Genomic DNA, 25,897 nt, shown 5'->3' with positions numbered 1-25,897 from the left:
GCCCGACCGACGATTCACCACTGATTGGAAGGCACGACCATGGCGGGACCCGTCCTGGAAATGCGCTCGATCGTCAAGACCTTTCCCGGCGTCAAGGCGCTGTCGGACGTCACACTGACCGTCCAGCAGGGCGAGGTCCACGCCATCTGCGGGGAGAACGGCGCCGGCAAGTCGACCTTGATGAAGGTCCTCTCCGGCCTCCACCCGCACGGCACGTACGAGGGCGAGATCCTCTTCGAGGGAGAGGTCTGCGAGTTCAAGGACATCAGGGCCAGTGAGCATCACGGCATCGTGATCATTCACCAGGAGCTGGCCCTGGTGCCCTTCCTCTCCATCGCGGAGAACATCTTCCTCGGCAACGAGCACGCCACGCGGGGCATCATCAGCTGGACCGAGACGCTGCGGCACGCCACCGAACTACTGCGCCGGGTCGGTCTGACCGACCACCCGGACACCCGCGTCGCCGACATCGGCGTGGGCAAGCAGCAGCTCGTGGAGATCGCGAAGGCGCTGTCGAAGAAGGTGAAGCTGCTCATCCTGGATGAGCCGACCGCCGCGCTGAACGACGAGGACAGCGGCAAGCTCCTGGATCTCATCCTGGAGCTGAAGAAGCAGGGCATCACCTCGATCATCATCTCCCACAAGCTCAACGAGATCCGCAAGGTCGCCGACTCGGTGACGATCCTGCGGGACGGCCGCACCATCGAGACGCTGGACGTGAAGGCCCCGGAGACCACCGAGGACCGGATCATCAGCGGGATGGTCGGCCGCGACCTGGAGAACCGCTTCCCGGAGCGGACGCCGCACCAGCCGGAGGAGGGCACCGCGCCCGCCCTGGAGATCCGGGGCTGGACCGTGAACCACCCGATCGACCAGCAGCGCAAGGTCGTCGACGACGTGTCCATCCAGGTGCGGCGCGGCGAGATCGTCGGCATCGCGGGCCTCATGGGGGCCGGGCGCACCGAGCTCGCGATGAGCGTCTTCGGCCGTTCCTACGGCCGGTACGCGGGCGGCACGGTCCTCAGGGACGGCAAGGAGATCCGTACGAAGACCGTCTCCGAGGCGGTCAAGCACGGCATCGCGTACGTCACCGAGGACCGCAAGCACTACGGCCTCAACCTCATCGACACCATCAACCGGAACATCTCACTCAGCGCCCTGGGGAAAGTCGCCAAGCGCGGTGTCGTCGACGAGCACGAGGAACGGCAGGTCGCCGAGAGCTTCCGCAAGTCGATGAACATCAAGGCCCCGACCGTCTTCGAGCCGGTGGGCAAGCTGTCCGGCGGCAACCAGCAGAAGGTCGTCCTCAGCAAGTGGATCTTCTCGGGTCCCGAGGTGCTGATCCTGGACGAGCCGACACGCGGGATCGACGTCGGCGCCAAGTACGAGATCTACACGGTCATCGACCAGCTGGCGGCCGACGGCAAGGCGGTCGTCTTCATCTCCTCCGAGCTGCCGGAGCTGCTCGGTATGTGCGACCGCATCTACACGATGGCCGCCGGACGGCTGACCGGTGAGTTCTCGCGGGCCGAGGCCTCACAGGAATCGCTGATGCGTCAGATGACGAAGGACAAAGAGGTAACCCGATGAGCACGGATGTGACCGCCAAGACGCCGGCCCCGGCGCCGCCCGGCAAGGGCGGTTCGGCCGCGGGCGACGGCCTGCTCCAGCTGGTGCTGGACGGCATGCGCCGCAACATGCGGCAGTACGGCATGCTGATCGCCCTCGGCCTGATCGTGGCGCTGTTCGCCGTGTGGACCGACGGCGACCTGCTGCTTCCGCGCAACGTCTCGAACCTGGTCCTGCAGAACAGCTACATCCTGATCCTCGCGATCGGCATGATGCTGATCATCATCGCGGGCCACATCGACCTGTCGGTCGGCTCGTTGACAGCGTTCGTCGGCTCGATAGCCGCCGTGTTCATGGTCAAGAACGACATACCCTGGGTCCTCGCCGTGGTGCTGTGCCTGGCCATCGGCGCGGCCGGGGGTGCCGCACAAGGGTTCTTCATCGCCTATCTCGGCATTCCGTCGTTCATCGTGACCCTCGCCGGCATGCTGGTCTTCCGCGGTCTGACCGAGATCTTCCTGGAGGGACAGACGCTCGGCCCGTTCCCGGAGGGTCTGCAGAAGGTCTCCAACGGCTTCCTGCCTGAAGTGGGTCCGGACACCAATTACCACAACCTGACGCTGCTGCTGGGCTTCGCCGTGCTCGCGTTCGTGGTGCTCCAGGAGGTCCGTGACCGCAAGCGGCAGCAGGAGTTCTCGCTGGAGGTGCCGCCCACCAAGCTCTTCGTGCTGAAGCTGGTCGCGCTGGTCTGCGCCGTCCTCGTGGTCACGCTGCTGCTCGCCAGCTACAAGGGCACCCCGATCGTGCTGCTGCTCCTCGGTGTGCTGGTCGTCGGCTTCGGCTATGTGATGCGCAACGCGATCATCGGCCGTCACGTCTACGCGATCGGCGGCAACCTGGCCGCGGCCAAGCTGTCGGGCGTGAAGGACAAGAAGGTCACCTTCCTGCTCTTCCTGAACATGGGCATGCTCGCGGCCCTGGCGGGTCTGGTCTTCGCCGCCCGCTTCAACGCGGCCTCGCCCAAGGCCGGCCTCAACTTCGAACTGGAGGCGATCGCGGCCGCGTACATCGGCGGCGCGTCGATGAGCGGCGGCGTCGGTACCGTCCTCGGCGCGATCATCGGTGGTGTGGTCCTGGGCGTGCTGAACAACGGTATGAACCTCGTCGGCATCGGCACCGACTGGCAGCAGGTCATCAAGGGCCTGGTGCTCCTGGCGGCGGTCGGATTCGACGTGTGGAACAAGCGCAAGGTCGGTTCGTAACGAACTGGGGCCCCGCCAGAAGGCGGGGCCCTTTCTCTCTCCATTGCAGGAGCCGCACATGGAACTGAGCAGACGTACCGTCATCGCCGGGGCCGCAGCCGCCGGCATCACCGCCGCCACCGTCGGTGGCACGGCCCACGCCACGGGAGGCAGGAAGCCGGTGAAGTCGCTCTTCGGCAAGCTCGCCGACGGCACGAAGATCTACAGCTGGGCGCTGGAGAACGGCGGGACCCGCATGAAGGTCCTCACCTACGGCGGCATAGTCCAGTCCCTGGAGATCCCCGACCGGCACGGCCGGTACAAGAACGTGTCGCTGGGCTTCGACAACATCGAGGACTACGTCGCCTCCAGCCCGTACTTCGGCGCCCTGATCGGCCGGTACGGCAACCGCATCGGCAAGGGCCAGTTCACCCTGGACGGCAAGAAGTACCAGGTGAACGTCAACGACGGCGCCAACAGCCTGCACGGCGGCGCCCAGGGCTTCGACAAGCGCGTGTGGGACATCGAGCCGTTCACCAAGGGCGCGGACGTCGGCCTGTACCTGTACTACACGTCCGTCGACGGCGAGATGGGCTACCCGGGCACGCTCAAGGTGAAGGTCACCTACACCCTCACCAAGCACGGCGACTGGCGCATCGACTACGAGGCCACGACCGACAAGACCACGGTCGTCAACCTCACCAGCCACGTCTACTGGAACCTCGCCGGCGAGGGCAGCGGCACGATCGAGGACCACGAGCTCCAGATCGCCGCCTCCCGCTACACGCCCACCGACTCGGGTCTGATCCCGACCGGCGAACTGGCGAAGGTCTCCGGCACCCCCTTCGACTTCCGCAAGGCCAAGCCGATCGGCCGGGACATCCGCGCCGCGCACCCGCAGCTGATCACCGCCAAGGGCTTCGACCACAACTGGGTCCTGGACAAGGGCATCACGGCCCAGCCGGCGCACATCGCCACACTCCGCGACCCGTCCTCCGGCCGCACCCTGAAGATGGCCACCAACGAGCCGGGCCTGCAGTTCTACTCGGGCAACTTCCTCGACGGCACCCTGACCGGCCCCGGCGGCCGCACCTACCGTCAGGGCGACGCCCTGTGCCTGGAGACGCAGCACTTCCCGGACTCGCCGAACCACGCGTCGTTCCCGTCGACCGTGCTGAAGCCGGGGCAGACGTACCGGACGACGACAGTGCACTCGTTCGACTGCTGACCCGTCTTCACAGGTGGCACACAAGTTCTCACCGATCTCTCAGCGGCTGAACAGCGCCACCCCAGCCTCCGTATGTAAGGGCGGCCCGTGCTCCCCCGCGCGGGCCACCCAAGACGACGGGCCCGGTCGTCCCCGCCGAGCCCGCCCCATACGGAGGCTCCTTTGGCTGACAACGTCACCTCGCTGTTCCGCAGCACCGCGGCGCACAGCCCGTCGATGGCGGCGCTGACGCGGGAGGGCGGCGAAGGAGCCGGTCCGGTCGACTTCTGCATTCCCTGCAACCCGTACTTCCCCACGCCCGCCATGTTCGACGAGATGGCGGGCCGCCTTCGCGACATCATCACGTACTACCCGAGCAGCGCCGACACCATCACGGCCGAGCTGTGCAGCCTGCTCCAGCTTCCCCCGCAGTGCGTGGCGATGGGTAACGGCTCGACGGAACTCATCACCTGGATCGACCACTTGCTGGTCCGCGAGTCCCTCGCCATCCCCGTCCCCACCTTCGGCCGCTGGACCGACCAGCCGATGGAGACCGGCAAGCGGGTCGACATGTTCCCGCTCCAGGAGTCCAGCGGCTTCGCCCTGGACCTGGCGCAGTACGCCGAGTTCATCCGCGCCCGCGGCACCCGGGTCGCCGTGATCTGCAACCCGAACAACCCCGACGGCGGCTTTCTGCACAAGCACGCGATCGTGCAGTTCATGGACGCGATGGCCGACCTGGACCTGGTGGTGATCGACGAGTCGTTCCTGGAGTTCGCGGACGCCGAGGCCGAGCCGAGCGTCGTGCAGGAGGCGATGCTGCGGCCCAACGTCATCGTTCTGCGCAGCCTCGGCAAGAACTTCGGTCTGCACGGCATACGTTTCGGCTACCTGGTCGCCAACCCGGCGCTCGCGGGACGGGTGCGGTCGATGCTCCCCAAGTGGAACCTCAACTCCTTCGCGGAGCACGTGGTGTTCATGCTCAAGGAGCACGGCGCCGAGTACGCGCAGAGCCTCCAGCAGGTGCGACGGGACCGGCTGGACATGGCCGGCCAGCTGGCCGCGCTGCCTGGTCTGACGGTGTACCCGTCCCAGGGCAATTTCCTCTTCGTGCGCCTCCCCGTGGGCGCCGAAGGCACCGTGGTCCGGGACCGGATGCTCACCGAGCACCGGATCCTGGTCCGCGAGTGCGGCAACAAGATCGGCTCCTCCAGCCGCTTCCTGCGACTCGTGGTGCGCCCCCAGGTGGACGTGCGTCGCCTGGTGTCCGGCCTGGAACAGGTGCTCTACGGGACCAGGAGGGGAGCCGCCGTGCCCGAGCTGGCTACAGGGACCAGCTACAGCTCGGGTACGGCGGCAGTTGACCGGTTGGTCAGTTCCACCAACGGCTCCGGCATGCAGGGCCTTGCCGCTCAGGCCATGGGTTCCGGCGGGCAGGGGATCGCAGCCGCCCCGGCCGCCGGGACCGGCATGCCGATGCCAATGCCTGCGGCGGCTCAGGCGGGGGCGCAGGCGGTGGGCTTCCCGGCCCCTGCACCGACTCCGATGCAGGCGCCGACTCCGATGCAGGCGCCGACTCCGATGCAGGCACCGACTCCGGTACCGGCGCCGGCGCCCATGCCTGCGCCCATGCCGGCCCCGATGCCGACTCCGGTGCCGGCTGCGGCCCAGGCGCCGGGCCCGATGGGCGGCCCGACGCCGCCCGGCGTCCCCGCCCGGGGCGGGCTCACCGCGGCCCAGGTCCGCGGCATGACCGGCCCGGCCGCTGCGGCGGATCTTCAGACGGCTCCGGCGACCGGGTGGCCCAATGCGCAGAGTTGGCCTAACGCTGCGGGGATGGGGCAGGCCGGGTGACAGACGCCTATTCGCCGTAAGTGGTGCTGTGTGCGGGCGACTGCGGACCCGTTGTGGCTGGTCGCGCAGTTCCCCGCGCCCCTGGGTTAGCTGTACTAAACCGGGTTTAGGCGCCACTGTTGGCAGTTGTTGTTCAGCCACGTCCACTGGCGTACATCTGCCGCGTCCGCCGTTGAGCAGTTCGCGACATCCGCGACCTTGCCCGTGGCCTGGTTGACGATCCGGACGTAGCCGCCGTCGGTGGCGAGGAACCGGAACCGCTGGCAGGTGTTGTTCAGCCACGACCACTGCCTCAGATCGGCGCCGTCGGCGGACGAGCAGTCGGCGGTGTCCAGGACCTTGCCGGTGGCCACGTTCACCAGGCGGCTGGTGTCGTCCCCCTGGTCCTCGATCCGCCACCTCTGGTTGTTGCCGCCGCTGCAGGTGTACTGCTGGACGTTGGCCCCGTCCGCCGTCGAACTTCCGGCGACGTCGAGGCACTTGCCGCTGTTGCGGTTCGTGATCGTGTACGTCGTCGAGGCGGCCGACGGCTCACCCGACGGACCGGTCATGCTCGCCCCGAGCCGGACAGGCGTACCGAAATTCGGTGTGCCGTCGGAGTTCCAGGTGAGCTTCTGCGCTCGGGCCGTGCGGCCGTTGTCGCAGCCGTCGGAGGAGGAGTCGTTGGCGTGGTAGACGATCCAGTCCTCGGTGCCGTCGGGCGACTTGAAGTGGCCGTGGTGGCCGGGCCCGTAGACGCCGTTCGCGTCGTTCCGCTGGAAGACGGGCGTCGACTTCTTCGTCCAGGAGGATGCGGAGAGGGGGTCGGAGCCTGTCAGGGTCAGCTGGCCGAGTTTGTAGTCGGGGGTCCAGCATCCGCTGGCGGAGTAGATGAGGAAGGTCCTGCCTCCCCGTTGGAGGATCTCCGGGCCTTCGTTCACCGTGCCGCCGGACGTCTCCCAGGAGTTGGTCGGCCGGGAGATGGTGGAGAAGCCGGTGGCGAGGGTGTAGGGGTTCGACATCCGGGCGGCGACGAGGTTCTGCGTCCCACCGCTCGCGCTGCCGAACAGGTACAGCTGGCCGTTGATGGTGGCGACCGTCGGGTCCAGCATCCAGGCGGAGTTGAGCTGGTTCCTGTAGGTGTACGGCCCCATGGGATCGGAGCCCGCGCTCTCCAGTACGTGGGTGCGCTGCGTCGGGTTGTAGTCGGAGACGTTCTGTCCGGCGACGTAGTACAGGTACCAGCGGCCGTTGAGGAAATGCAGCTCCGGCGCCCAGATGTTGCAGCAGCGGTTCGCCGCGTCGCCCTTCCACACCTGCACGCTGGGGGCCGTGTTGAGCCCGGCGAGGGTGGTGGACTTGCGCATGGTGATGACGTCGGTCCAACTCGTCGACACCATGTAGTAGTTGCCGTTGTGGTACGAGATCCAGGGGTCGGCGCCCTTCTGCGCCTTGACCGGGTTGGAGAAGGAGGCCGCGCTCGCGGAGGGCTGTCCGAGCGACAGGGCGAGGAGCAGCGCGGCCAGCAGGGTCAGTAGGCGACGGGCCATCCGCTGCTCCAGTTCAGAAGGTTGATGCCCAGCTTGGGCGTGCCGTTGTCGTTGCCGTCGTAGTAGTGGTAGACGATCAGGTCGCCGTCGGCGTCGTTCATGATCGACTGCCCGCCGGGGCCGATGACGCTGCCGTGGGACTCCAGGACGGGCGTCCCGCCGTTGTTCATCATCGAGACGCCGTTCTTGTCGCGGTACGGCCCGGTGACGCTGGTGGCCCGGCCCACCTTCACCTTGTACGTCGAACTGGTGCCGTTGCAGCAGGTGTCGTAGGAGGCGAAGAGGTAGTAGTAGCTGCCTCGTTTGACGATGTAGGGCGCTTCGACGGCCTTGGTTCCGGTCGGGCGGGAGGCGAGGGAGTACCGGGTGGTGTTGCTCGAGAGCTGCTTCCCGGTGGACGGATTGATCTGGATCATCTTGATCCCGGTCCACCAGCTCCCGAACGACAGCCACCACTTGCCGTCGCTGTCGACGAAGAGGTTCGGGTCGATGGCGTTGTAGTCGCTGGACGAGCTCGACGTGTAGACGGTGCCCTGGTCGGTCCAGCTGCCCGGCTGCCCGGTGCTGGAGGTGGCGAGACCGATGGCGGAGGTGTTCGAGCCGAACTTCGAGACGGAGTAGTACATCAGGTACCTGCCGCCGTGGTACGAGATGTCGGGCGCCCAGGCCTCCGGGACGGAGGAGTAGTTCCGCCACCAGCTCGGCCTGCTGGAGAAGGCGTCGCTGCCGTTCCTGAAAGCGGTGCGGTCGCTGGAGGTCTTACTGGCGATGCCGCCGCCCGTGGCGTAGAGCAGGTACTGGCCGGACGAGGTGCGGATCATCGTCGGGTCGTGGGTGACGATGTCGCCGGTGACCCGGCCGGGGTTGGGGTACGCGGACGCCGAGCTCGGGACGAGGGCGAGCAGGACGGCGGCGGGGACGGCGAGCAGGGCGGTTCTGCGGGAGGTGCGGCTCACGCTGACGCTCCTTGCAGGTGTGGGGGTCTGAGGGTCCGCGATATGTCCGTGATTTCGAACAGTGATCGCCTGTTCGGACGGGACCGTAGAATCGAACCCCTTGCGCGTCAATGGCCCGCGCAGCCTCAACTCTCCACGCGCCCGGAAAACTTCACGCAGCCGGGCCGAGCTCTGCCTCCAGGCGCTCACTCCAGTCCGCGTCCGCCAGCCCCGCGCCCACCAGCACGTCCCGCCAGTCCTCCTTGGCCAGCTGTACCGCGTCGAGAAGGCGGTCCAGCCTTCCCCGGCCGCACAGCAGCGTGGCGGCGGCGATGCGCTCCTTGTCCTCCCTCTCGCCCATCTCGGTGAGGTGGTGCACGAGCTCGGCGAGGAGCCCCTCCACGACCTGGCCGTGCCGCCCGGAGAAGTCCTGGGCGATGCGCTTCACCATGCGCGCGGTCAACGCCATGCGCACTCCTTTTCACATACTTCGATGCCTGGTGATACTTTTGACCTGATTTACGCTACCCCGATCACCGGACGAAGGGGCCGCCCGCCGAGCGGACGGCCCCACCCTTCTCACTTGCCCGGGCACTTCTTCCAGGCGAGGTGGTACTTGGTGCTGATGTCACCGTCGGTCGAGTCCATCGTCATGAAGCTGACCTTGCCGGGCGACTGGGTGCCCGCGTTGACCCGGAGCTCCGTGTTGATGTTGAAGTTGCGCTGGACCCCGCAGGGCGCGTAGACGAGCTGGGCCCAGTCCGTGGTGTCGGTGGCCTGCCAGTTGTCGTTGTACGCGCCGGCGAAGTGGTGGGTCTTGTACACCGTGCCGGAAGAGCCCTGGAAGTAGTACGAGGCTCTCTGCACCGCGCTCGCCCCTGGCTGGAGCATGGCGTAGCCCCGGTAGTCCGCGCTGGCGATGGCGTACGTGAAGCCCTGCGGTACGTGGACGATGAGACTGAGCTGACAGTTCCTGCGCGACGCCGTGGGGTCGGAGTTGCCGCCGGCCTGGGCGAGGTAGTCGCTGTAGGTCACCGTGAAGGCGGTGTTGTCCTCGGAGACGGCGACCGCGGTCGTGCCCTGCGGGCAGCCCGAGCCGTTCACCGTGGCGACCTTGATGACGATCTTGTCCGGGGGCGGGTCGTCGAACCCGGAGGACGGGCCCTGCGCGGGCAGGGCGGTGGTGAGGAGCGCGGCGATCGCGCCGCCGAGGAGCAGGCCACCGGCCATGATTCTCCCATCCGTTCAGTGGGGGGTTACCAAGTCATGCACTACTAAGTCATGTACATGTCAATAGACGGGTGCACGCGCCCCGGCCCATGAGAGGAACATGAAGAAGCTGTGAAGGCCGGAGCGCTCGCAGCGTACGCAGCCCCACCGCGAGCGGCCAGGTCGCTCTCCGGCCATTCACAGAGGCCCGTTCACAGCGTCCTCAGGGGTTCTCCCAAGCCGCCGGTTCCGCCGCCAGCTGCCGTACCGGCTCGGGCAGGGCGTCCGCCGCGAGGTCGGCGACCGTGACGCCCTCCAGGATCCGGCGGACGTTGGCGCGCAGCGCGATCCACAGCGGCAGCAGGGGCTCGGCGGTCCCGGTGTACGCGAGGCCCGTGGGGCGCTCGCCGCGCACCGACACGATGGGGCCGTCGACGGCCCGGATCACGTCCGCTACGGTGATCGCCGAGGCTTCGCGCGCGAGACGGTAGCCGCCGCCCCCGCCGCGTCGGCTGTCGACGACGCCGCCGCGCCGCAGGTCGCCGAGGATCCCCTCGAGGAACTTGTGCGGAATGTCCTGGACGGTGGCGATGGTCTCCGCCTTCACCGGTCCGTCGTCCTGCCGTACGGCGAGCTCCAGCACCGCTCGTACCGCGTAGTCCGCTCGCGCCGAGATCCTCATATGACAATTGTGCGGTGTCCGGCCGTACAGAATGACCCACCACGGGCGGTCGCGGGACGAACAGGCAACACAGGAGGCGCTCCCTTGGGGCTCAGCAGACGTACTTTCAGCGCCCTCGCCGGCGCCACGGCGCTCGGCTTCGCGCTGGGCGGCAGCGGCGGCGCCCGGACGAACGCCTCCTCGTCCCGCAGTGTGGCCACCGGCCCCGCGCCGGGTCCGCCGGCCGCCGACGGGCTCGGGCACACGGTCGGCTTCGACCGGTACTCGCTGCTCGTGGACGGCAAGCGGCTGGTGCTGTGGTCGGGCGAGATGCACCCGTTCCGGCTGCCGAGTCCGTCGCTGTGGCGGGACGTGCTGCAGAAGATGCGCGCGCACGGCCACAACGCGGTCAGCGCCTGCTTGCCGTGGAACTACCACTCCCCCGCGCCCGGGGAGTACGACTTCACTGGCGTCCGCGACCTCGACCTGTTCCTGCGCACGGCCGCCGAGACCGGCCTGTACGTGATCCTGCGGCCGGGCCCGTACATCGACGCGGATGTCGACGGCGGCGGCCTCCCGGGCTGGCTGACGGCCACCGGGGCCCGGGCCGACACCGCCGACCCGGCCTATCTTGCGCACGCCGACGAGTGGCTGACGCGGGTGAACTCCATAGCCGCCCGGCATCTGTTCACCAAGGGCAGGGGCACGGTCCTGCTGTACGAGCTCGAGGACCGGTTCCGGAGCAAGGCGCGCGCCGACGGCATCGACGTGCCCCTCCTCCACGGCGACCAGTGGAGGAAGAGGGACGGGCGGCCCGACCCGTGGGGCGGGAAGGGGTACGCGCAGTCGCGGCGGATCCGGGACGCGGCGTACGAACGGCGTCTCCTCCTCACCGACCTCGCGGGCGGCAGCCCGCTGCACAACGCCTACATGACCTTCGGCGGCACCTCGTGGGGCTGGCTGCCCGCGCCGGCCGTCTACACCTCGTACGACTACGGGGCGGCCATGGACGAGGGCCGCCAGCCGACCGCGAAGCTCACCCCGACGCACCAGATCGGGCATCTGCTGCAACGCCAGCCGGACTTCGCCAAGCTGCACCGGGCGGCGGCGGTCAGGGCCCCGCACGACCGGCTGAAGGTGTACAACCTGAGGAACCCGGACACCGGCGCCCACGTCTACGTCCTGCGCAACGACAGCGCCGAGAAGGTCACCTCGACGCTGCCCGGCACCGACTTCGACGTACCCGTCACCGTCCCGGCCCGGGACGCCCGCCTGCTGGCGACCGGACTGGCCCTCGGACAGCGGAAGCTGAGGTACTCCACCGTGCAGCCCATGATGTGCCTGACCGCCGGGCGGCAGGACATCGCGGTCTTCGCGGGCCCGCGCGGCGAGATGGCTCAGATCGCGCTGGACTGCCCTCAGGAGCCGACGACGACCCGGCTGGACGCCGAGGGCGCGTGGGTGTACGACCGCGGCGTGCTGCGGGTGACCGCTCCGCTCGGCGCCGGTGGACTGACCCGGGTCCTGGTCGAGGGCGGCGGGGGCGACCGGCCGCTGCTGCTGCTCTTCGCCGACGACGCCACCACCCTGCGGCTGTGGCCGTACGACACCCCGTCCGGCTCGGTGCTGGTGTACGGCCCGGCGCTGGTGCGTGACGTCACCCTGCGCGGCGCCACCGCGCACGTCACCGGTGACACGGTCGGGGAGACCGGGCTGGAGGTGTGGGGGCCGCGCGGTATCGGCCAGGTCACCTGGAACCGGCGCCCGTTGCGGACGCGGGCCAGCGCCACCGACAGCCTGCTGGTGGAGCAGTTGCTGCCCGGGGTACGCCCGGTGAGCCTGCCCGCGCTGGACGGCGGGTGGCGGCGACGGGACGAGAACCCCGAGTCCGCTCCGGATTTCGACGACTCTGACTGGGCGGTCGCCGACAAGAAGACGGCGTACAGCGTCACCCCTGTGCCCAAGGGGCAGCCCGTCCTCTTCGCGGACGACTACGGCTTCCACTACGGCGACGTCTGGTACCGGGGGCGCTTCACGGACGCCGATGACCTCGAGTCCGTGTCCCTCGCCTACAGCACCGGTACGCAGGGGCTGCTGATGGCATGGCTGGACGGGGAGCCGCTGGGCACGCACCGGATGCCGGTGCCGGACAACGGCACGGTACGGCAGGGCAGTTGGGCGGCGACGGCCACGTTCTCCGTGCCCGAGAGGGTGCGTGAGCGCGGCTCCGAGCGCGTCCTGTCCGTCCTCGTCCGGCGGATGGCGCGCGACACCCAGGAGGCGGCCCGCGGGCTGACGGCGGTCACCTTCAAGGGGGCCTCCCCGAAGGTCGCTTGGCGTTTGCAGGGAGCGGCGGCACCCGATCCCGTGCGCGGGCCGCTGAACAACGGCGGGCTGTTCGGGGAGCGGAAGGGCTGGCACCTGCCGGAGCTCGCCGACGGCGACTGGGAGACCGTCGACCTTCCCTGGTCCGACCGCCGGCAGGGCGTGACCTGGTACCGGACGACCTTCAGCCTCGCCGTGGAAAGTGGCGTCGACGCCTCGATCGGGCTCGTCCTCGAGGACGACCCGGCTCACGCCTACCGCGTCCAGATCTTCCTCAACGGCTGGAACATGGGCCAGTACATCAACGACGTGGGCCCGCAGCACACCTTCGTCCTGCCGAACGGGATCCTCCGCACACGTGGCGCCAACACATTGGCTCTGGCGGTCCTGTCCGACGGGACCACACCGTCCGGTCCGCGGGATGTACGGCTGACGCTGCTGGGGAGCGCGGCGGGTGGGGTGCCCGTGGAAGCGGTATGACCGAACGGCCCGTCCCGTGCATTGCCTTCTCCGGCCTGCTGGTGAACCGTATTGCCCCCAGATCGCCGAAGAAGAAGGGGGAACCTCGTGCGAAGACGGCGTTTCATCAGCGGATTAATGGGTGCCGGGGCCGGGCTGGGCCTGGCCTCGGCGAGCGGCGGAACGGCTGGGGCAGCTGAGGCCGCCCCGGCCGTCGCAGAACCCCGTGACTGGCAGGCCGTACCGGCGCCCGAGGGCACGCCGGCCGCCCAGTTGACCGACGTGGCCGCCGCGGGTCCCGGCCTCGCCTGGGCCGTGGGCGAGGAGGGCCGCGACGGCGGCACCCGCGGCACGCCTCTCGCGCTCGTCTGGGACGGCACGGCCTGGACGCGCACCGGCCTCGGCCACCTCGGACTGACCGGATCGCTGTGGTCCGTCGCCGGCGCCTCCGACGGCTCCGCCTGGGCCGTCGGCGGTGCAGCGACCAGCGCCGCACGGCTCCTCGCCTGGGACGGGCAGACCTGGCAGGACGCCGACTTCCCCGGACGCGGGGCGGCCGGGACCTCCCTCACCGGCGTCACGACCGAGCCCAAGGGCCACGTGTGGATCTCCGGCCGGAACAGCGACGGCTGCGTGCTGCTGCACGGTCACCGGGGCCGCTGGACGTGGTCGCCACCGCTCCCGAGCGGGGCCACCGCCACGCCGTCGGGCCTGTGCCGTACGCGGTGCGGTGACGTGTGGGTCTACGGCAGCGAGCTCGTCGCCCGCTGGGACGGCGACACGTGGACCGAACTGCCCGCACCCGGCGGCATCCGCGCCACCGTGACCGGACTGCTCCCCGTCGCCGACGACGACATCTGGCTCACCGGCTACGGCTACGGGGTCGGCGGCCCGCCCGGCAAGCCCCCGGGCGTCCACCTCCTGCACGGGGACGGCAGCACCTGGCAGAGCGTCACGGCGCCCTTCGGCGTCGGCATGCTCACCGCGATCGTCGGCGACGCGCGGGGCCGGTCCGACCGCATCGCGGGCTGGGACTTCTGGGACCAGAAGCGGGCCCACTACCTGCGGTGGGACGGCGCGGCCTGGGTGAGCGAACGCGGTCCGGCCGCCGACACCCCCGTGCTGATCAGCTCCCTTGTCTCCGTGCCCGGCTCGGGCGGCGACTACTGGGCGGTCGGTACGACGTCCTCCTCGCCGTATCCGCCCGCCCAGGTCCGCATCGAGCGGTGACCGCGGAGCTGACTACGCCAGCCGGATGACGTTCCAGGACAGCGGCTCCAGGACGGCGTTCAGCGTGCCGTCCTGGAGGGCCGTGCCCTCGACCGTGTGCGGGGCGACCCGCTCGGGGGCGTCGAGCGTGTTGCGGGCGTCCGGGTCGGCGTCCGCGAGGGCGCTGTGCTCGACGACCGACGTCAGGTCGAGGCCGTTCAGGCCGACTTCGAGCGGCAGGGCGTCGGTCCGGCTGCGGTTTACCGCGAAGACGGTGACCGTGCCGTCCTCGGCGCGTACGGCGGTGGCGTGCAGCAGGTCGGCCTCGCCGTACTTCTTCGTCTCGTACCTCGGCGAGTCGACGCGGACGTCGAGGACCTCGCCGCGGCCGTACTTCGAGGCCTGCGCGAACGGGAAGAACGTCGTCTGCCGCCAGGCCGGGCCGCCCGGCTCGGTCATGATCGGGGCGATGACGTTGACCAGCTGGGCGAGGCAGGCGACGGTGACGCGGTCGGCGTGCCGGAGCAGGGCGATGAGGAGGGAGCCGAAGACGACCGCGTCCAGGACGCTGTAGTTGTCCTCCAGGAGGCGGGGGGCCTCCGGCCAGTCGTCCTGCGTGAACGTCTTCGCCTGCTCCTCCCAGCGGGAGAGGTACCAGACGTTCCACTCGTCGAAGGAGAGGTTGATCTTCTTCTTGGACTTCAGGCGTGCGCCGATGTGGTCGCAGGTCGCCACCACGTTCTCGATGAAGGACTCCATGTCGACGGCGGAGGCGAGGAAGGAGTCGAGGTCGCCGTCGTGCGGCTCGTAGTAGGCGTGGAGAGAGATGTAGTCGACGAGGTCGTACGTCTCCTTGAGGACCGTCGCCTCCCATTCGGCGAAGGTGGGCATGCTCTGGCTGGAGGAACCGCAGGCGACGAGTTCGACGTTCGGGTCGATCTGGCGCATGGCGCGGGCGGTTTCGGCGGCGATGCGGCCGTACTCCTCGGCGGTCTTGTGGCCGGTCTGCCAGGGGCCGTCCATCTCGTTGCCGAGGCACCAGAGTTTGATGCCGAAGGGGTCCTTGTCGCCGTGGCTCGCGCGGAGGTCGGACAGGGCGGTGCCCTCGGAGTGGTTGGCGTATTCCTGGAGTTCGAGGGCCTCGGCCACGCCGCGGGTGCCGAGGTTGACGGCCATCATGGGCTCGGCCTGGGGGCCGACCTTGCGGAGGAAGTCGATGTACTCGCTGAGGCCGAAGCGGTTCGTTTCTGTGGAGTGCCAGGCCAGGTCCAGGCGGCGGGGGCGGTCTTCGGCGGGGCCTACGGAGTCCTCCCACTTGTAGCCCGAGACGAAGTTGCCGCCGGGGTAGCGGAGCGTTGTGACGCCGAGTTCGCGGACCAGGTCCAGGACGTCGGTGCGGAGGCCTTCGGCGTCGGCCGAGGAGTGGTCCGGTTCGAAGATGCCGGTGTAGACGCAGCGGCCGAGGTGTTCGACGAAGGAGCCGAAGAGGCGGGGGTTTACTTCGCCGATGGTGAAGGCGGGGTCGAGGGTGAAACGTGCGGTCTGCATGTGCGCCTTTCGAGGTGCGTGGTTCTGTTTCGCCGGCGGCCGCGGGTGCGTGGGGGCTGGTCGCGCCCACGCGGCGGAGCCGCAAATTGATACGGCCCCGCGCCCCTAAGGGACGATTGGCCAGCCGTTCCTTGTCCAGTTCAGCCTGTTGAGCCCCAGCTTCGGCGTGCCCTCGTCCTCTGCGTCGTAGTAGTGGTACGCCAGCCAGTCGCTGCCCCGGTCTTGGAAGACCGACTGGCCTCCCGTGCCGATGTACCTGCCGTGCCCCTCCAGCAACAGGTCGCCGCCGCCCTCCAGCATCGGCTTGCCCGTGCTGTCGGTGTATGGGCCGGTGATCTTCGTCGATCTACCCACCTTGATCTTGTACGTCGAGTTCACGCCCGCGCAGCACGCGTCGTACGACGCGAAGAGGTAGTAGTGGCGGCCGTGCTTGACGATGTACGGGCCCTCGACGGCGTACGGCGCGTCTGGACGCGTCGCCAAGTGGTGGACCGGTGCTCCCTCGACCGCCTTGCCCGTCCGCGCGTCCAGCTCCACCATCCGGATGCCCGTCCAGTACGACCCGAACGACATCCACAGCCGTCCGTCCGCCCTGATGATCGCCGGGTCGATGGCGTTCCAGGAGTCGGTCGTCTCGGAGGTGAAGACCTTGCCGTGGTCGGTCCAGGTGCCGGGGAGGCCGGTGCGGGAGGTGGCGACGCCGATCGCGGAGTGGTTGGTGCCCCATGACGAAACCGCGTAGTACAGCCAGTACTTGCCCGCGCGGTAGGAGATGTCCGGCGCCCACGGGTCGCCGGTGTCGTTGTACTCGTACCACCAACTCGGCGGCTCGGCGAAGGCGTTGCCCGCGTCGTCCCAGTGCTTGGTGTCCTTCGACAGGCGGGCGCCGATCACGCCGCCGGTCGAATAGGCCACGTAGCCACCGGACTTGAGGCGGATGACGGTGGGGTCGTGGATGATCTGCTGGCCGGTGATGGGCTGGGGATCGGGGTAGGTCACATCGGCCGTCGCCGTGCTCGGCAGCAGGGCGACCACTGCCGCGGCTACCAACGCGGCGAGTCTGAATCGCTTCAACTCAGGCTCTCCTCAAGAGGGTTACTGACCGGCCAGACCCGTGTGGGCGACGCCCGCCACGATCTGCCGCTGGAAGAAGACGAAGACCACGATCAGGGGCAGGCCCGCCATCAGGCCGCCGGCCATGAGCTGGGCCCACTGGATGCCGTAGGAGTTCATGACGGTCGCGATGCCGTTCGGCATGGTCATCAGGTCGGGGTTGTTGGTGACCATGTACGGCCAGAGGAAGTTGTTCCATGAGGCGATGAAGGTGAAGATGCCCACCGCCGCCAGGGACGGCCTCGCGAGCGGGACGACGATCGTGAAGAAGACGCGCCAGCGGCCGGCGCCGTCGATGAAGGCGGCCTCCTCCAGTTCGCGCGGGATGCCCTGGAAGAACTTGTAGAGGATGTAGACCATCGCGGCGGGGGCGCACTGCGGCAGGATCATGCCCCAGTACGTGTCGACCATGCCCATCTGCTGGACGGTGGTGAAGAGGGGTACGCCGAGGACCGCCGGGGAGATCATCAGGCCCGCCATGATGAGGCCGAGCAGGGCGTTCTTGCCGCGGAACTCGGTGCGGGCGAAGCCGTAGCCGGCGAGGGCGCTGACCGTCAGCACGATGGCGGTCACGCAGACCGACACCACCAGGGAGTTGACGAACCAGTCGGTGACGTTGCCGGTCTCGTAGAGGGCCTTCCACGCCTGGCCCGTCCAGACCTCCGGCAGCCAGTGCGGCGGGATCTCGGCCGCCTCGGCCTCGGACTTGAACGAGGTGAGCAGGGCGGCGACGATCGGCGCCAGGAAGACGGCGGAGACGGCGACACCGATGATCGTGAGGACGATCTGGCTGGGCGTCCAAGGTTTGCGGGACTTGGTGCGTACGGTGCGTACGGTCGTCTCGGCGGTGGTCATCGGCCGCCCTCCTCACGGTTGCGCAGCAGCCACATCCGCGCCAGGGCGACGACTGCGATGATCAGGAAGAAGATGATGGACATCGCGGAGGCGTAGCCCACGCGGTAGCTGGTGAAGCCCTGTTCGAGGGTGTACTGCACGAACGACCTGGTGCTGAGCTCCGGCCCTGGAGTGAAGTCCATCATCACGACGGCCTGGTCGAAGAGCTGGAGCGAGGCGAGGATCTGCAGCGCGATCACCAGGCCGGTGATGTTGCGCAGCATCGGCAGCGTGATGTGGACCATGCGGTGCCAGGCGTTCGCGCCGTCCAGCTTGGCGGCCTCGTAGAGGTGGTCGGGGATGCCCTGGAGCGCGGCGAGGTAGAGCAGGAAGCTGAAGCCGACCGTCCACCACAGGGTCTGGATGACGATGGCGAGCATCGCGTACGACTTGTCGGTCAGCCAGGGCGTGTCGAGCCCGAGGGTCTCGTTGAACAGGCCGATGCCCTGGGTGAACAGCCACTGCCACATGTTGGCGGCGACGGTCGACGGCAGCAGGAACGGCACGAAGAAGCACAGCCGCCACAGCCACTTCCCGCGCTCGATGTGGTGCGCGAGCATCGCCAGCAGGAAGGCCAGCACGGTGATGCACGGTACGACGAGGAGCGTGAAGTACGCGCTGTGGCCGAGGGCGTCCCACATCGCCGAGTCGCGCAGGGCCTCGCGGTAGTTGTCGAGGCCGACGAAGCTCGCGCCCTCGCCGGAGATGTTGGCGTCCGTGAAGCTGAGGTAGACGCCGCGCAGCAGCGGCCAGATCACGAACAGGGCGAAGAGCAGCAGGAACGGGGCGATGAACCAGCCCCCGTGCTGGAAGCCCTGCTTGCGGCGGACGGTCGCGACCGCGGTCGCGGTCTTCGCGCGGGCCGGCGCGACGACGGTCTGAGCACTGGTCGTCATGCGACCGCACCTCCTTGCGCGGCGGTCCTGCCGTCCATCGGGTTCTTCGAGGCGAGGAGCTTGGTGAGACGGTTCTTCATCGTCCGCGCGACGGCGGCCGGCTTGGCGGAGCCCATCGTCGAGGAGACGACGACCGGGCCGAGGTCCTGGGCGAGCACACCGGTGGAACCCGCGAACCACACCTTGGGCTCGGTGGCCTGGTGGTCCATGGCGCTCACGTACTCGTTCTGCGGGGTGAGCTTCTGGTACTCGGGCGTGGAGAGCGTCGGCGTGTAGGCGGGGATGTGGCCGCCGGCCGCCCACTGCTGGGCGTGGGTGACGACGTACGCGGCCAGCTCGTGCGCGGCCTCGTTGGTGGCGCCGCCGCGGCCGGCCTGGTGGGGCAGGACGAAGGCGTGCGACTCGGCGTGGGTGGCCTGCTTGCCGAAGACGGGCGGCAGCGGGGTCGCGCCGTAGTCCAGCTTGGCGCCGGAGAAGACCGGCACGGACCAGTTGCCCTCCCAGGTGAAGGGGGCGCCGTTGACGAACTGCTCGCCGGTGGGTGCACCGGGGATGACGTAGCCGTCGGTGACGTGCTGCCGGAGGAACTCCAGGACCTGGGTCGCCTTGTCGGCGTCGAAGAGGACCTCGGTGCGGGCGTCGTTGAACCACTCGCCGCCGAGCTGGGTGTAGAAGGCGACGAAGAACCACCACTGGAAGTTCTGGTCGTTGGTCCACAGACCGATCGTCTGCAGGCCCTTCTTCTGGACCTGCTTGGCCTTCTTCAGGACGTCGAACCACTCGTCGGTGGACGTGACCGGGATCATCCGGCCGTCGTCGCCGAGCAGGTCCGCCTTCTTCAGCACGTCCTTGCGGTAGAAGCAGAGCTGGACGTGGATGTCGAGCGGGAGGGCGTAGAGCTTGCCGTCGATGACACCGCGGCTCCACAGCGCGGGGTTGAAGTCCTCCTGCCGCACGCCGTACTTGGCGAGCAGTGCGACGTCCCAGGGGTCGAGGAGGCGGCCCGGCGAGAAGCCCGCGACCCGGCCCACATGCATGACGCCGAGCTCGGGGGCACGATTGCCCGCGGCGGCCATGGCGAGCTTGGTGTAGAAGGGGTTGCCCCACTGGAGAGTGGAGTCCTTCACCGCGATGTCGGGGTGCTCCTTACGGAAGGCGTCCAGCATCGCGATCATGTTGGAGCCGTCGCCGCCGCTGAAGAGGTTCCAGTAGCGCACGCGGGTGCTGGCGTCGGAGGCGAGGGCGTCGGCGCCCGTGCCGAGTGCGGCGAAACCGAAGGCACCTGCGACTGTCAGGCCGCCCGCGGTGGCCAGAAGTTGCCTGCGGTTCAGGTCAGGTCGTCCCATGCCCTGCCCTAACTGTTCGAGATCATTAACTCAAGGATGTTCGATATATCGAATTGCGCTCGTAACTTCGAACGGGACCGTAAAATCGAAGCTCCCGCACGTCAATGGGTCGGACAGAAATCAGCCGGGTGAGTAATCTTCGGACGAGCCGTTCGAACGGCGGTGAGAAGGGGGAGCGATGGACATCTCGGGCGCGCGCAGCACGGCGGCGGCCCGGATCGCCGCGACGCTGCGAAGCTCCCGGCGCGGCTCGGCGATGCGGGGCCTCGTGGCCGACCTCGCCACCGCCCTGCGCGCCAGACCCCGGCCGCCGGCCGACGTCCGCGAGCTGTGCGGGGCGTTGTGCGAGGAGATGAGCGTCCGCCGCGGCGGACGGCCTGTGGAGCTGCGCTTCGAGCGGTTCCCCGACGAGATCGAGGTGACCGGCCTGTGGGTCGAGTTCCAGGACTTCGACCTCGTCATCGTCGAGGAGCGGGCCGAGGCCGTGCAGCAACTGGTCATTCTCGGCCACGAGTTGTGGCACATGCACGCCGCGCACAGCCACCACCACGTGGCGGGTACGGCGGCCGCGCATGCCCTGGCCCGCAGGCCCGGCTGGAGGGACGTGGCCCTCACCGTGGCGGCCCGCGACGGCTCCCGTAAGCGGGACGAGGCCGAGGCCGACGACTTCGGCCACCGTCTGGCCGCCGTCTTCCGGCCCCTGGTGTCCGACGGGGCCGAGGCGCCCCTCGACCCGGTGCAGCGGACGCTGGGCTACCGCGGACGCGGAGGTAGGCCCCGGTGACCACCGCCTTCGCACCGGAGGCCGGCTCCCTGCTCGCCCTTGAGGCGTCCCTCCGCGGGATCTACATCTCCTTCTGGCTGCCGACCGTGGTGCTGGCCGCCGCCCTGGCGATCAAACTGCCCAGCATCGTCAAGCTGTGGCGGGACCCGCTGCTGCGCGCCGTCGGCGGCCTGCTGGTGTTCGCCTGCGCGGTGTTCGTCTTCGCGGCTCCGGGGACCATCGCCTGGACCAACCGTGTCACCGGGGTGCCGAACATCGCGGCACCCTGGGTGTACTCCCTGCTCACCGCGCTCTCCGCGTCCTGGCTGCTGCTGATCATCGCCTGGCGCAACGGCCGTACCGAGCGCTCGGCACAGACCCGGCGCGCGACCCGGTGGGTCGTCTCCGTCTACGCGGGTGTGGTCGTCGCCCTGTGGGTGCTCTTCGCACTCGCCGACGTCCCCGTGGAGCGGATCCGGGACCTGGACACGTACTACGCCAACACGCCGTTCATGCGCGAGGAGATCCTGCTCTACCTGCTCGCGCACACGGTGGCCTGCTCGATCACGGCCAGGCTCATCTGGAACTGGATCCGCACGGACGGCCTCGACGCCTGGCTGCGCTGGGGGCTGCGGTTCCTGGGGGTCGGTTACGCGACGAACCTGCTCTTCAGCGCGGCCAAGCTGACGGCCGTCGTCGCCCGGTGGACCGGGCACGACCTGGACTGGCTCAACACCAACGTGGCGCCGTCGGCCGCCAGCATCGCCGCCACCCTGGTCGCGATCGGCTTCATCGTCCCGCACGCCGGCCAGTACCTACGGGAGCATTGGCTGGTCCGCCGCCGTCACCGGAGCCTGAAGCCCCTCTCCCGGCTGATGCGGACCGTCACCGGCAGCCGCGAGCCCTTCGCGCTGCGCACCACCGCGGAACTGCGTCTGATCCGCCGCGAGACGTTCATCCGCGACGGCGTTCTGCAACTGTCCCGGCACCTCGACGAGGAGCTGCGCGGGCGGTCGTACGACGCGGCCCTCGCGCTGGGGTTCGAGCGGGAGCGGGCGCAGGCTGTCGCCGCCGCGGTGATGATTCTGGACGCGGCGGCCGGGGAGCGGTCCTCGGAGGGCGACAGCGGCTACTCCCCGTCCGATTCGTCGGGCCGGTCCGATTCGTCGGGCGGGTCCAATCCTTCTGGCCGGTCCGATTCGTCGGGCTCGTCCGATCCTTCGGGCCCGTCCGCCCCTTCCGCCGCGGACACCACGTATCTGCTGCGCGAGATCCAGGGCGTGTCCGAAGCCCTTCGCCGCCCCGACGACATCAAGGCGGTACGCGCCCGCGCGGCCGCCCCGGCAGAGAGCGTGTCCGTGCATGAGTGACAGACCCACCCCCGCCAGAACCGCCGTAGTCCTGGGGGGATCCCATGCGGGCATGCTCGCGGCGCGCGCGCTGGCCGAGTTCGTCGACCGGGTCGTCGTCGTCGAGCGGGACGAACTGCCCGCCGGGCCCGAGCCCCGCAAGGGACTGCCGCAGGCGCGGCACGCCCACATGCTGTGGTCGGGCGGGGTGCGGGCCATGGAGGAGCTGCTGCCGGGTGTCACCGGCGCGCTTCGGGACGCCGGGGCGCGCCGGCTGCCGGTGACGACGGACATGGTCGCCCTGGGGGCGCGGGGCTGGTTCCGGCGGTGGCCCGAGTCCCATCACGTGATCCTGGCCGGGCGTGACCTGCTGGACGCGACGATCCGCGCGCGGGTCCTCGCGGACGAGCGGATCGAGTTGGTCGGGGGCGCGGAGGCGGTGGGGCTGGAGGGCACCTCGGCGGCTGTCACCGGGGTCCGGGTGCGCGGGCTGCTCGACGGCCGCGAACGGGTCGTCGAGGCGGGCATGGTCGTCGACGCCACCGGCCGTGGCTCGGGGGCGGCCCGGTGGCTGACGGCTCTTGGGCTGCCCGAGGTGGACAGACGCGAGGTCGACTCGGGCCTGGCGTACGCGAGTCGGCTCTACCTCGCTCCCGAGCAGGCCCGGGACGGCTTCCCGGTCGTCAACGTGCAGCCCGACCCGCGGGACGCGGGACCGGGCCGGGCGGGCTTCCTGCTGCCCATCGAGCACGGCCGGTGGATCGTCACCCTGAACGGCACCCGTGGCGGCGAACCCTCCACCTCGAACGACGACTTCGTCCGGTACGCCCGCGAGGAGCTGCGGCATCCGGTGATCGGCGAGCTCCTCGAGTACGCCGAGCCGCTGTCCGACGTGTCGTTCACCCGCACGACCGTCAACCGCCGGCACTTCTACGAGCGGATGCCGGCGTGGCCCGAGAACTTCGCGGTCCTCGGCGACGCGCTCGCCGCGTTCAACCCGGTGTACGGGCACGGGTTGGCGGTCGGGGCCCAAAGTGCGGTGATCCTGCGGGATGCGATACGGCGTCAGGGGTGGGCCTCGCCCGGGTTGTCCCGCCGTATCCAGAAGGCGGCGGCCCGGCCGGTCGGGGCGGCCTGGGACCTGGCGATCGGGCAGGACGTGTTCTACCCGGGGGCGACGGAGAACGGGCCGACGCTCAGGGATCGGCTGGTGGCCGCGTATGTCGGCCGCCTGATGTACACGGCCACCGGGAACGGCCGAATCGCCCGGCAGGTGACCGACGTGACGTCGTTGGAGCGGGGGGCGGAGGTGCTGTTGGCGCCGTCGGTTCTGCTGGCGGCGGCGGTGGGTCCACTCAAGCCGGCGCTTCGGCAGCCGCCGCTGACGGCAGATGAACTTAAGCGAGCGGGATTGCATGGCTGAGGGTGGATAGGGCTGGGCGGAGGTGGGCCGCGCGGCCCGGCGCTGGCGGGTTGCCGCCCCTCTTTGGGTCGGGAGCCGCCCCAGCGGCACGACTGCCCGCAGCCTGACGGCGTCGGCTGCGGGCGATCCGTGGGCAACCACTGCTCGCAATCCGCGGGCATTCGTGCCGCCTAGCACCCGTCCCAAAGAGGGCGGCACCCCGCCAGCGCCGGGTTGCGCGGCCCACCCCCGCCCAGCACCAACCAGCCTCAGCCAGCGAACGCCGGTTGCGGGAGACCCTTCCCGGCGCCCCGCACCACCAGCAGCGACCCCGCCACAGGATGCGGCGCCGAAAGCCCCACTCGAGCAGTGGTGACGTACAAGTCGCTCAGGTCCGCCCCGCCGAACGCGCACGCCGTAACCCGGGGCACGGGCAGCTCGATCACCCGGTCCAGCTCGCCGCCCGGCGTATAGCGCCGCACCGCTCCCCCGTCCCACAGCGCCACCCACACGCACCCGTCCGCGTCGACCGTCAGCCCGTCGGGAAAACCCGCGCCCTCCTCTATCTCGACCAGCGGCCGCCGGCCCCGCGCGCGCCCGTCCGCGGAGTCGAAGTCGAAGACGTCGATCCGGCGCGTCGGCGAGTCGATGTAGTACATGAGCCGTCCGTCGGGGCTCCACCCCGTGCCGTTGCTCACCGCCACGTCGTCGAGGACGACCTCGACCGAGCCGTCGGCGGTGAGACGGGAGAGCGTGCCGCCGCCCGGTGCCTCGTCGTAGCGCATGGTGCCGGCCCAGAGGGAGCCGTCGGGCGCGATGGCGGCGTCGTTGGCGCGGCGGCCGGGGACCGGCTCGTGGTGCAGCCAGTGGAAGGTGTCGTCGGGGTCGAGGAGGCCGACGCCGTCGCGGAGGTTGAGGACCAGCCCGCCGCCCGCGCGCGGTTTGACGGCGCCGACGTGCTGCTCGGTCGTACGGGACGTGCGACGGCCTGAGACGGGGTCGTAGGTGTAGATCCGGGAGCCCAGGATGTCGATCCAGATCAGGTGCCCCGCCGCCGTGTCCCAGGTCGGGCCCTCGCCGAGCTCCGCCTCCGCGCGTACCGCCACCTCGTACGCGTACGTCGTCATGCCACCCTCCGGTGGCCGAGGCGCTCCGACAGCTCGGCGGCGCCCTTCGCGGCGAGCTGCTCCAGCTCGACGCGGCGCTCGTCGCTCCAGCGGATCATCGGCACGGAGATGGACAGCGCGGCGACGACCCGGCCGGTGCGGTCGTGGACCGGGGCGGCCACGCAGGACACGTCCGGGTTGGACTCGCGGCTCTCCACGGCGATGCCCCGCCGCCGGATCTCGGTCAGGGCCTCGCGCAGGGCGTCCGGTTCGGTGATGCTGTTGGGCGTCATCGCGACCAGGTCGGCGTCGTCCGGGATGCGCGAGCTGAGCTCGTGGTCGGGGAGAGAGGCCAGCAGCATCTTCCCGACGGAGGTGCAGTGGGCGGGCAGCCGCCGGCCGGCCGCCGACACCATGCGTACGGCGTGCGTGGAGTCGACCTTGGCGATGTAGATGACGTCGGTGCCCTCCAGGATCGCCACGTGCACGGTCTCGTCGCAGGTCTCGGCGACCGAGCGGGCGACCTGCTGGCCCTCGGCGGCGAGGTCGAGCTGCTCGGCGTACCGGCTGCCCAGCTGGTACGGGCGCACTCCGAGCCGGTAGCGTCCCGGCTGGCCGGGCACCTGGACGATGTACGACCGGGCGGCGAGTGTGGTGACCAGCTCGTGCACGGTGGTGCGCGGAAGCTGCAGCTTGCGCACGATGTCGGGGGCGGAGAGCGTCCCGTCCCCGTCGAGGAAGAGCTCAAGAATGTCGAGAGCTCGGGTCACGGCAGGTACAAGGCGTCCCACGACCGGCCCCCTCCCTTGTTTCTAAGGCGCCTGTGTTCGAAATTTCAACAGACGATCGGCATGACGAACACAGGCTAGTCATAGAGGTTTGCCCGGGCAATGGGCGGGCGGGTCACTTCTGTCGCTTCCGCCGCTTTACGTACAACCTTTTTCTCCGCTTCACGGTCTCAGTCGTGGTGATTCGGTGATGATCTCCGATCACCTTCAGGAGCTCCTTGGGGGGAGCTTGCCCGAGCTATGGAGTGGTTGATGAAGCGGGATTCCCTTGAGCTGCGCCGTGTCCGACTGAGACGTGGCGCGGCGACGGTCGCCCTCGTGGCGCTGGGCGCCGGGGGCGGCTGGGCAGCGGTACCGGCCGCGGCGGCGCCGGCGGCGGGGGGGGGCGGGGGGGGGGGGGGGGGGGGGGGGGGGGGGGGGGGGGGGGGGCGGGGGGGGGGGGGGGGGGGGGGGGGGGGGGGGGGGGCCGCGGGGGGGGTGGGGGGGGGGGGTGG

General features: G+C 69.6%; 21 protein-coding genes. 9 read left to right on the top strand and 12 right to left on the bottom strand.

Annotation, left to right across the window (positions count from 1 at the left end; translation table 11 throughout):
• Positions 1-39 precede the first annotated feature (39 nt).
• The 4 genes from mmsA (at position 40) to CLM62_RS31225 (ending at position 5,871) form a co-directional block, all read left to right on the top strand.
• On the top strand, positions 40-1,590 hold the full coding sequence (mmsA, locus tag CLM62_RS31240; protein WP_095753253.1) for a multiple monosaccharide ABC transporter ATP-binding protein: 1,551 nt from the start codon (positions 40-42) through the stop codon (positions 1,588-1,590).
• Entirely contained in the window at positions 1,587-2,831 is a 1,245-nt protein-coding gene (gene mmsB / locus CLM62_RS31235) for a multiple monosaccharide ABC transporter permease (protein WP_095753252.1), read from the top strand. The genes mmsA and mmsB overlap by 4 nt, the downstream gene beginning before the upstream one ends.
• A 58-nt stretch (positions 2,832-2,889) precedes the next feature.
• Positions 2,890-4,038, top strand: coding sequence for an aldose epimerase family protein (locus CLM62_RS31230; RefSeq protein WP_095753251.1), 1,149 nt, complete (start codon positions 2,890-2,892; stop codon positions 4,036-4,038).
• Between the two features lie 162 nt (positions 4,039-4,200).
• A complete protein-coding gene (locus CLM62_RS31225; RefSeq protein WP_095753250.1) occupies positions 4,201-5,871 on the top strand; it encodes a histidinol-phosphate transaminase in 1,671 nt (556 codons plus the stop codon).
• A gap of 95 nt (positions 5,872-5,966) precedes the next feature.
• Here CLM62_RS31225 and CLM62_RS31220 read toward each other — a convergent pair whose 3' ends face one another.
• The 5 genes from CLM62_RS31220 to CLM62_RS31200 all read right to left on the bottom strand — a co-directional run bounded on the left by CLM62_RS31220 (position 5,967) and on the right by CLM62_RS31200 (position 10,226).
• Positions 5,967-7,400 (bottom strand): family 43 glycosylhydrolase, encoded by a 1,434-nt coding sequence (locus CLM62_RS31220; protein ID WP_095753249.1) that lies wholly within the window; start codon positions 7,398-7,400, stop codon positions 5,967-5,969.
• Positions 7,382-8,356, bottom strand: coding sequence for an arabinan endo-1,5-alpha-L-arabinosidase (locus tag CLM62_RS31215; protein ID WP_095753248.1), 975 nt, complete (start codon positions 8,354-8,356; stop codon positions 7,382-7,384). The genes CLM62_RS31220 and CLM62_RS31215 overlap by 19 nt, the downstream gene beginning before the upstream one ends.
• A gap of 151 nt (positions 8,357-8,507) precedes the next feature.
• Positions 8,508-8,804, bottom strand: a complete 297-nt coding sequence (locus tag CLM62_RS31210) for a hypothetical protein (RefSeq protein ID WP_095753247.1) — start codon at positions 8,802-8,804, stop codon at positions 8,508-8,510.
• 110 nt (positions 8,805-8,914) lie between these two features.
• Positions 8,915-9,565, bottom strand: coding sequence for a DUF4360 domain-containing protein (locus CLM62_RS31205; protein ID WP_095753246.1), 651 nt, complete (start codon positions 9,563-9,565; stop codon positions 8,915-8,917).
• A gap of 202 nt (positions 9,566-9,767) precedes the next feature.
• Positions 9,768-10,226: an Rrf2 family transcriptional regulator gene (locus CLM62_RS31200; RefSeq protein ID WP_095753245.1), complete on the bottom strand. Its 459-nt coding sequence runs from the start codon at positions 10,224-10,226 to the stop codon at positions 9,768-9,770.
• Positions 10,227-10,310: 84 nt separating this feature from the next.
• On the opposite strand from CLM62_RS31200, the gene CLM62_RS31195 reads away from it, so the two are divergent.
• Complete coding sequence (locus CLM62_RS31195) at positions 10,311-13,010, top strand: beta-galactosidase (RefSeq protein ID WP_095753244.1); 2,700 nt, start codon at positions 10,311-10,313, stop codon at positions 13,008-13,010.
• Positions 13,011-13,127: 117 nt separating this feature from the next.
• Positions 13,128-14,219, top strand: a complete 1,092-nt coding sequence (locus tag CLM62_RS31190; protein WP_257004202.1) for a hypothetical protein — start codon at positions 13,128-13,130, stop codon at positions 14,217-14,219.
• A 12-nt stretch (positions 14,220-14,231) separates the two neighbouring features.
• Here CLM62_RS31190 and CLM62_RS31185 read toward each other — a convergent pair whose 3' ends face one another.
• The 5 genes from CLM62_RS31185 to CLM62_RS31165 all read right to left on the bottom strand — a co-directional run bounded on the left by CLM62_RS31185 (position 14,232) and on the right by CLM62_RS31165 (position 19,995).
• Positions 14,232-15,746 carry an alpha-N-arabinofuranosidase gene (locus CLM62_RS31185; protein WP_095753242.1) on the bottom strand — a complete coding sequence of 505 codons (1,515 nt, stop codon included), beginning with the start codon at positions 15,744-15,746 and terminating at the stop codon, positions 14,232-14,234.
• A gap of 105 nt (positions 15,747-15,851) precedes the next feature.
• Positions 15,852-16,820: an arabinan endo-1,5-alpha-L-arabinosidase gene (locus CLM62_RS31180; protein ID WP_095753241.1), complete on the bottom strand. Its 969-nt coding sequence runs from the start codon at positions 16,818-16,820 to the stop codon at positions 15,852-15,854.
• Positions 16,821-16,841: 21 nt separating this feature from the next.
• A complete protein-coding gene (locus CLM62_RS31175; RefSeq protein ID WP_095753240.1) occupies positions 16,842-17,714 on the bottom strand; it encodes a carbohydrate ABC transporter permease in 873 nt (290 codons plus the stop codon).
• Positions 17,711-18,649, bottom strand: a complete 939-nt coding sequence (locus tag CLM62_RS31170) for a carbohydrate ABC transporter permease (RefSeq protein WP_095753239.1) — start codon at positions 18,647-18,649, stop codon at positions 17,711-17,713. The genes CLM62_RS31175 and CLM62_RS31170 overlap by 4 nt, the downstream gene beginning before the upstream one ends.
• Positions 18,646-19,995 (bottom strand): extracellular solute-binding protein, encoded by a 1,350-nt coding sequence (locus CLM62_RS31165; RefSeq protein ID WP_095753238.1) that lies wholly within the window; start codon positions 19,993-19,995, stop codon positions 18,646-18,648. Before CLM62_RS31165 ends, CLM62_RS31170 begins: the two co-directional genes overlap by 4 nt.
• 178 nt (positions 19,996-20,173) lie before the next feature.
• Between CLM62_RS31165 and CLM62_RS31160 the strand changes: the two genes are divergently transcribed.
• From CLM62_RS31160 to CLM62_RS31150, 3 genes are read left to right on the top strand one after another with little or no spacing between them, the layout of a single operon-like run.
• On the top strand, positions 20,174-20,779 hold the full coding sequence (locus CLM62_RS31160; RefSeq protein WP_179382296.1) for a toxin-antitoxin system, toxin component family protein: 606 nt from the start codon (positions 20,174-20,176) through the stop codon (positions 20,777-20,779).
• A 29-nt stretch (positions 20,780-20,808) separates the two neighbouring features.
• Entirely contained in the window at positions 20,809-22,128 is a 1,320-nt protein-coding gene (locus CLM62_RS31155) for an MAB_1171c family putative transporter (protein ID WP_095753320.1), read from the top strand.
• Positions 22,129-22,180: 52 nt separating this feature from the next.
• Positions 22,181-23,530: an NAD(P)/FAD-dependent oxidoreductase gene (locus tag CLM62_RS31150; protein ID WP_095753237.1), complete on the top strand. Its 1,350-nt coding sequence runs from the start codon at positions 22,181-22,183 to the stop codon at positions 23,528-23,530.
• A 248-nt stretch (positions 23,531-23,778) separates the two neighbouring features.
• Here CLM62_RS31150 and CLM62_RS31145 read toward each other — a convergent pair whose 3' ends face one another.
• Both CLM62_RS31145 and CLM62_RS31140 read right to left on the bottom strand, forming a co-directional pair.
• Complete coding sequence (locus CLM62_RS31145) at positions 23,779-24,636, bottom strand: SMP-30/gluconolactonase/LRE family protein (protein WP_095753236.1); 858 nt, start codon at positions 24,634-24,636, stop codon at positions 23,779-23,781.
• Entirely contained in the window at positions 24,633-25,406 is a 774-nt protein-coding gene (locus CLM62_RS31140; RefSeq protein WP_095753235.1) for an IclR family transcriptional regulator, read from the bottom strand. The genes CLM62_RS31145 and CLM62_RS31140 overlap by 4 nt, the downstream gene beginning before the upstream one ends.
• Positions 25,407-25,897: the final 491 nt, after the last annotated feature.

This window comes from Streptomyces sp. SA15, assembly GCF_002291145.1.
Lineage (GTDB): Bacteria > Actinomycetota > Actinomycetes > Streptomycetales > Streptomycetaceae > Streptomyces.
Note: the sequence above shows the minus strand (reverse complement) of the source record. Positions and strands in the feature narration are given on the sequence as shown.